Raw genomic sequence first — 6,655 nt, 5'->3', positions numbered from 1 at the left:
GGTGACCCGGCCCCGATAGACCGGTTCCGCGATCGGCTGGCCGGCATCCCTGGCAGCGACGTGCCGGGCGACCGTGTGGTGCGAGCAGCCGGTGAGCTCAGCGGCGGCACGCAACGATCCGGTCAGATCATACGCAGCAAGTATTTCCATGATTTCTCCGTCAAACTTCATTAGGGCCTCTTCCCGGACGACTTTGGTGCGACTAGACACCGTCATCAAACCCCGGGAAGAGGCTCCCGCCGCTTAAGCAGCAGGGCTAAGTAAAGGAAGTGGGCAGATCTCATGGCCACCAACGGGCACTTTTCATGGCCGCTAACATGGGGCGGCGTCAATTTGCGGTCAGATGTGCGGTTCGTACCGGCAACCACGGAACGATCACCATGTGAACGACGGCACACGGTAATCGCTTGCACTGAATAAATCCAGTCCTTTCAGACATGCCCGCGGAGGCTACAGTCGCGTAGATTCAGAGGCGGGCGACGGTGCCCGGAGCCCATCAGTTCGCGGAAGGTGTACCCATGTCAGCCACTGAACTTCATGTTGAGTCCCTTGTGGCGATCGCTGAGCGGCTTCGCTCGGCCGGGTGCGTCTTTGCGGAGGAGGAAGCCCAGCTTCTGCTCACCGCAGTGTCCGACCCGGACGAAATCGCTTCGGCAGTGGAGAAGCGCGTTGCCGGGTATCCACTGGAGCACATCCTGGGCTGGGCAGAATTCTGTGGACTCCGGATTGAGCTCGATGCCGGGGTTTTTGTTCCGCGCCGCCGGACCTGGCTCTTGGTGACTGAGGCGGTCTCCCTGCTCTCGGCGGACCCGATGCGGGAGCGCCTGGATGGTTCGGAGCCCGCCGTCGTTGTGGACGTTTGTTGCGGGTCCGGTGCCGGCTGTCAACGCCCCCCTATGTCCCCACCGGGGCTATTGATTCCATGCCGCACGAGGCACGCGAGCACGAACCGTCGTGGTCGCTCGACGGCGGGGCTGACGGACTCGACTTCCACCGCCGCGTCGCTGCGGAGGCCAACGAATGGCTGCGGCCGCGCGGGAACCGCATCATCGAAACCAGCGAGCGGCAAGGCCACAGGGACGTCGTCGATCCTGGCGCAGGCAGGCTTCGCGGTGAGGACGGTCCGCTCGGAAGAACTGGACGGCACCGTCGTCGTCGGACGGGCCCGGCCCTCGTGACGGGTGCGCCGGAAGGTACCACTTCCTGCGGTTGCGGCTGCCCATTCGCGCTGCACGCGCTTCTATTCGGGGACTGGGTGAAAACAGAACCATCGTTCCCCTCAGAGGTAGCGAGCTTACGCTGCGCGACATGCGAGTCTCCTTCTTTGAGTTTGTGACAGCGGGCTTATTTGCCTAATACGACCGCGGGAGGCCTAGCACTTTGGTAGCGACAAAGGACTTGATCATGTTGTTGTTGACAGGGGCCACCTGGAACATGCGGGTTTCGCGGAACTTGCGTTCGACGTCGTATTCATCAACGAACCCGTAGCCTCCATGTGTGTCCAGGCAAGCGTTGCCGGCGGCCCAGCTCGCCTCGGATGAGAGGTGCTTAGCCATGTTGGCTTCGGCGCCGCAGGGTTCGCCAGCGTCGAACAGCCGTGCTGCTTCGTATCGCATCATGTCTGCAGCACGCACCTTCATGTAGGCGTCCGTGATGGGAAATTGCACGCCCTGGTTCGTGCCGATCGTGCGGCCAAAGACTGTGCGCTTGTTGGCGTACTCCACTGCTCGGGTGGTGAACCAGTAGCCGTCACCGATCGCTTCCGAAGCCAGGAGGATGCGTTCGGCATTCCATCCGTCGATGACATAGCGGAAACCCTTGCCGATCTGGCCGATGACTGCCGACTGCGGCACGCGCATGCCCTTGTAGAAGACCTGATTTGTGGCGTAGTTGAACATGGTGCGGACCTTGACAACTTCCAGCGTCTCCGGTTGCTCGGCCCGGACCTGGCGCAAGTCCACCAGGAAGAGTGTCAGTCCGTGCGTCCGGTCCTCTCCTGTGCCCACGGGTTTTTCGGAGGTGCGGGCGAGAACGAAGGCCAAGTCTGACTCGTCGATCCGGCTGGTCCAGCTCTTGTGGCCGGTGATGATGTAGTCGTCCCCGTCCTTGACCGCAGCGGTCTCGATGCTGGTTGTGTCAGAGCCGGCAGCGTCCTCGGTGATTGAGAAGGCCTGAAGGCGGAGGTCGCCTGACGCGATTGCCGGCAGGTACGCATTCTTCTGGTCTTTATTTCCATGCCGAAGAAGGGCGCCCATGGTGTACATCTGGGCGTGGCAGGCCGCGGAATGGCCGCCGGACTTGTTGATTTCCTCCATGATCACGCTTGCTTCGGTGAGGCCCACGCCCATGCCGCCGTACTCAGTAGGAATCAGCGCAGCTAGGAGCCCTTCCTTAGTCAACCTGTCTACGAATTCCTGCGGGTAACGGCGGTTGCGATCAGTTTCGCGCCAGTACTCGTCCGGAAACAGGGCGCAGAGAGTACGGGTCTTCACCCTCAGCTCTTCAACAGCAGTATGAACAGTCACTAGGTGCTCCTCGGTATTTGGCTAGGCATCATCGGAAGCCTGGGGCATCAAATAAAAAAATTGCATCAGAAGATCGGGCGACTCTGCGACCCACTTCGCTTGGCCGGTCGCAGCAGGACAAGGCAAAACCCCTTTCTCCCGCCGGGCCATCCAATATTTTGGCTGCTCGTGTCTTCCGCGATCCTGGAAGTGCGCATATCAGTGACCACGTTTCACGGTGACAAACAGTTGTCGCGTCGACTCCTTTGCGACTAGTATACGGTATACGGTATCCGGAATGAAAGAGGGGCTAACGATGACGTCAGAACTGACTACGGGTCAGACCCGTGTAGTACCGGGATGGACTGGGCGCTTATTTGAAGACTTCGCGGTCGGCGACATCTACTACCACCCGTTCGGTAAGACGGTGACGGAAGCGGACAACCAGAACTTCACCTTGATCACGCAGAACGTCGCCAAGACTCACGTGGACCGCAATTTCGCTGCGGGTACTGAGTTCGGCCGTCCGCTGGTCAATTCCACGTTCACCCTGGCACTGGTGACAGGGCAGTCCACGATCGACCTGTCCATGAATGTCTTCGCGAACATGGGGTGGGATGAAGTGCGGATGCCTAACCCTGTTTACGAGGGCGACACTGTCTACTCTCGGTCCAAGGTCCTCGCCATCCGCGAATCCAAGTCCCGCCCTAACCTCGGCCTTGTAACTGTGGCTACTGAAGGGTTCAACCAGGACAGCAAAATTGTGATCAGTTATCGAAGGACCTTTATGGTCTACCGCCACGGCCACCTGCCAAGCGTCGAGTCGGCCAGGCCGGACGAATCCACACTGCCGGATCACGAGAATTTCCAGTGATTGGTCAAAGTGACGTGCTCTTTGAAACGCCGGGGATTGAACTGGTTGCCGCGGCCGTGACGGCGCTGTTCGTTCCGGGCGACCGGCCCGAACGTTTCGCCAAGGCTGCCGCCTCCGGCGCGGGCGTCGTCATCGCCGACCTTGAGGACGCCGTGGCGCCGGTCAACAAAGCGAAGGCGCTGGCAGCCGTTGTCGATTCGTTGACCCGCGTTGACCTGCGTGCACTGGTGCGTATCAATCCGCTCGGAACAGAGAGCAGCAAGGCCGAAATTGTTGCTCTTCTCAACGTTGCCCGGCAGGCAAAACATGGTCTTCTGGGGCTCGTGATCCCCAAAGCCGAAGACAGCTTGGCCCTCCGGAACCTCGCGAGTCGTTGTGAATTGCTGGATCTGGCAGTCGTACCCCTCATCGAGACAGCTGTTGGTGTGATCGGCGCGGCGGACGTCGCCGGAATATCCGGTATCACCCGGTTGTCGTTCGGTGCCATCGACTACGCCTTGGACATCGATGCCGGAACCGATGACAGATTTCTGGACCACGCCAGAAGCGCGCTGGTGGTCTCATCGCGGGCGGCCGGAATTCCTGCACCCCTGGATTCGCCCGCCATCTACATCAAAGAGATCGAAAAGGTCCAGACATCAGCAAAGCTTGCACGGGGTTTCGGATTCGGCGGCAAACTGTGCATCCATCCCTCCCAAGTCCCAGTAGTGAACCAGGCCTTCCGTCCGGGCCCGGACGAGGTTGAGTGGGCTGAGTCCGTAGTTTCAGCTGCCGGCGGAGCCAGCCAAATCGAGGGACAAATGATCGACCGTCCTGTCATCGAAAGGGCACAACGCATTCTCGCCCGAACAAGAAAGGAGAACTGATATGGGCCGCCTACCTCTCGAAGGAATCACGGTTGTCTCCCTGGAACAGGCCGTCGCCGCCCCATTCGCCACACGCCAACTCGCCGATCTGGGAGCGAGGGTCATCAAAGTCGAACGGGACACGGGAGACTTCGCGCGCGGTTATGACAGCAAAGTCAACGGCATGGCGAGCTACTTTGCATGGCTGAACCGGGGCAAGGAAAGCATCATCCTCGATCTCAAATCCGCCCACGGTCTTGAAGCCCTGCAACAGCTTGTTGCAAAGGCCGACGTCCTGGTGCAAAACCTCGCTCCCGGTGCAGTGGAACGGTTGGGCTTTGGCCCGGACGACGCCCTGGCCCTCAACCCCAAACTCATTCACGTCTCCGTTTCCGGATATGGAAAGGGCGGACCGTACGAGCAAAAGAAGGCCTACGATCTCCTCGTCCAGTGTGAATCAGGGCTCCTGAGCGTCACTGGAACCGAAGACTCACCTGCAAAGGTGGGAGTTTCAATCGCTGACATCTGCGCCGGTATGTACGCCTACTCAGGCGTACTGACATCCTTGCTGCAAAGGGCTTCAACCGGCAAAGGCGACGTCCTGGAGATCTCGATGCTGGAGGCGCTCGGCGAGTGGGTGAGCCAGCCATACTTCTTCGCTGAATACGGCGGAGCTCCGCCTGCCCGTAGCGGGGCACAACACGCCAGCATCGCCCCTTACGGGCCATTCGATGCCGCCGACGGAACAGTCTTCTTCGGAATCCAGAACGAGCGGGAGTGGGAAAAATTCTGCCGGGAAGTGCTGCAAAAGCCCGCACTGGCCAACGAGCCACGATTCTTGGGAAACGACGCCAGAGTTCGTAACCGAACAGATCTCCACAATGAAATCAACAGCGTCCTGCGATCACTTCCCACTAAGGCACTCGTTGAAAGGCTCGACGCAGCGTCCATCGCTAACGCTGAGCTGCGCGACATGCACGGGTTCTCCGCCCACCCGCAATTGTCCGCGAGAAACCGATGGCGTGAGGTGCAGTCTTCTGTCGGCAGTGTCCGCAGCCTGATCCCGCCGGTTACGTCCAGGGAGGCAGGATTCTCCATGGGCCCCATCCCTGAGCTGGGTGAGCACACCGAGCAAGTTCTTGCCGAGCTGGGGTTACCCCTGACACCCGCGGACCGCTGAGTCACCATTGCCGCCGGGCCACGCGGGACCCGGCGGCAATGCTCTATTCTCAGCGGGATCATCAGGAGAAGAGATGCATGGGTAACCGCAGTAGTGATGACCGTGGCCGCAGGCAGCTTAGCGATGAAGCGGCAGCCCACGTCCGAGGACTCATCATGTCCGGTGAACTGAGACCAGGAACAACCGTCAGGCCCGAGACCGTCGGGCAGGCCCTCAGCATTTCGACCACCCCCGCCCGTGAAGCCCTGCAGGAACTGCGTGTGGAAGGCTTCCCGGACCTGCTCCCGCGACGAGGATTTCAGGTCACATCCCTCACCGGACAAGAGGTCCGGGATCTCTTCCAAGTCCAGGCACTCATAGCCGGCGAGCTGGCCGCCCGCGCTGCAGCTGGCCCAACACAAGATGAACCAGCGGAGCTGGAAGAGCTCCACCACGGACCCATCGCAGCGGCACGGCGCAAAGGCCATGAGCTGCTCAAAGAGAAGAACCGCGCCTTCAATCGCCAAGTCAACACGATGGCCGGCTCCCGAAAATACTCTGGGCACTGAGCCTGATCACGCGCTACGTCCCACGGCAGTTCTACTCAACAATTCCCGGATGGCCCCAGGCAACAGTGACCGACCATGAGGAACTCCTTAAGCGAATCCGCGCTGGAGACACAGCGAAGACGCCCGCGTCAATGATGTCGCACACTATCCATTCAGGGGAACTGCTCGCAGCCACCTACGACGCCCGAGTCGCGGCGCCGCCGCTCCCGGCACCAGACGCCGAAGCCGGCCCAGCGATGGCCAGCACGACCCGGCACAGGGCTTCGCTGCACGCTGCAAGTTTGTGCATCCATCACGGACGCAGGGTAGTCGCCACCAGCTGCGACAAAAGATTTTCCCCGCGAAAGCTACCAAACCCAACCCCGTTTCTGTCAGGAGTTCCGAATACCGGTGTTGTCGTCCGTTTAACCCGGGGTTTTCATGAGGCTGTCGCCCGCGGGGTGTGTTAAAGCGACGAAAGGTGCTTCTGAGCTGGGAAAATAGTGTTGTCGACGCACTGATCCACCGGCTGAAAGAAGCACCTTTCTGATGTCCAAGATTACCGGAGTTTTCCCGTCCCTTCCTGTTGCCACGACGGAGCAGTCGCTGGTCTCCCATGCCGGGCTGAACGTGGTGACGTCTTTTGTTGACGCGCTCGGATTCAGGGACCTATGCGAAGACCGTTTGGGCCAGTTCGTCCCCTCCGGCGCCTGGCACCGGCCCGG

6 protein-coding genes and 2 pseudogenes are annotated in these 6,655 nt (G+C 60.4%); 6 read left to right on the top strand and 2 right to left on the bottom strand.

Annotated elements, in window-relative coordinates:
- Nucleotides 1-171: pseudogene (locus tag DAD99_RS06985) on the bottom strand (IS21 family transposase); the annotation flags it as partial.
- 347 nt (nt 172-518) lie between these two features.
- Between DAD99_RS06985 and DAD99_RS06980 the strand changes: the two are divergent.
- Nucleotides 519-1,178 (top strand): hypothetical protein, encoded by a 660-nt coding sequence (locus DAD99_RS06980; protein WP_309233218.1) that lies wholly within the window; start codon nt 519-521, stop codon nt 1,176-1,178.
- A 174-nt stretch (nt 1,179-1,352) separates the two neighbouring features.
- On the opposite strand, the gene DAD99_RS06975 is transcribed toward DAD99_RS06980, so the two are convergent.
- The gene (locus tag DAD99_RS06975) at nt 1,353-2,525 is read right to left on the bottom strand and encodes an acyl-CoA dehydrogenase family protein (RefSeq protein ID WP_193340929.1); all 1,173 of its coding nucleotides are present in this window, start codon (nt 2,523-2,525) and stop codon (nt 1,353-1,355) included.
- A gap of 295 nt (nt 2,526-2,820) precedes the next feature.
- Between DAD99_RS06975 and DAD99_RS06970 the strand changes: the two genes are divergently transcribed.
- The 5 genes and pseudogenes from DAD99_RS06970 to DAD99_RS06950 all read left to right on the top strand — a co-directional run.
- The gene (locus DAD99_RS06970) at nt 2,821-3,378 is read left to right on the top strand and encodes a MaoC family dehydratase (RefSeq protein ID WP_193340928.1); all 558 of its coding nucleotides are present in this window, start codon (nt 2,821-2,823) and stop codon (nt 3,376-3,378) included.
- Nucleotides 3,375-4,244, top strand: coding sequence for a CoA ester lyase (locus DAD99_RS06965; protein WP_193340927.1), 870 nt, complete (start codon nt 3,375-3,377; stop codon nt 4,242-4,244). The genes DAD99_RS06970 and DAD99_RS06965 overlap by 4 nt, the downstream gene beginning before the upstream one ends.
- Before the next feature lies 1 nt (nt 4,245).
- Nucleotides 4,246-5,403, top strand: coding sequence for a CaiB/BaiF CoA-transferase family protein (locus DAD99_RS06960; protein ID WP_193340926.1), 1,158 nt, complete (start codon nt 4,246-4,248; stop codon nt 5,401-5,403).
- Between the two features lie 77 nt (nt 5,404-5,480).
- Entirely contained in the window at nt 5,481-5,951 is a 471-nt protein-coding gene (locus tag DAD99_RS21550; RefSeq protein WP_227007754.1) for a GntR family transcriptional regulator, read from the top strand.
- Nucleotides 5,952-6,479: 528 nt separating this feature from the next.
- A pseudogene (locus DAD99_RS06950) lies at nt 6,480-6,655 on the top strand (IS1380 family transposase); the annotation flags it as partial.

It is taken from the genome of Pseudarthrobacter sp. AB1, from assembly GCF_014926485.1.
In the GTDB taxonomy this organism is placed as follows: domain Bacteria; phylum Actinomycetota; class Actinomycetes; order Actinomycetales; family Micrococcaceae; genus Arthrobacter.
This window is presented reverse-complemented; position numbering and strand designations above follow the sequence as displayed.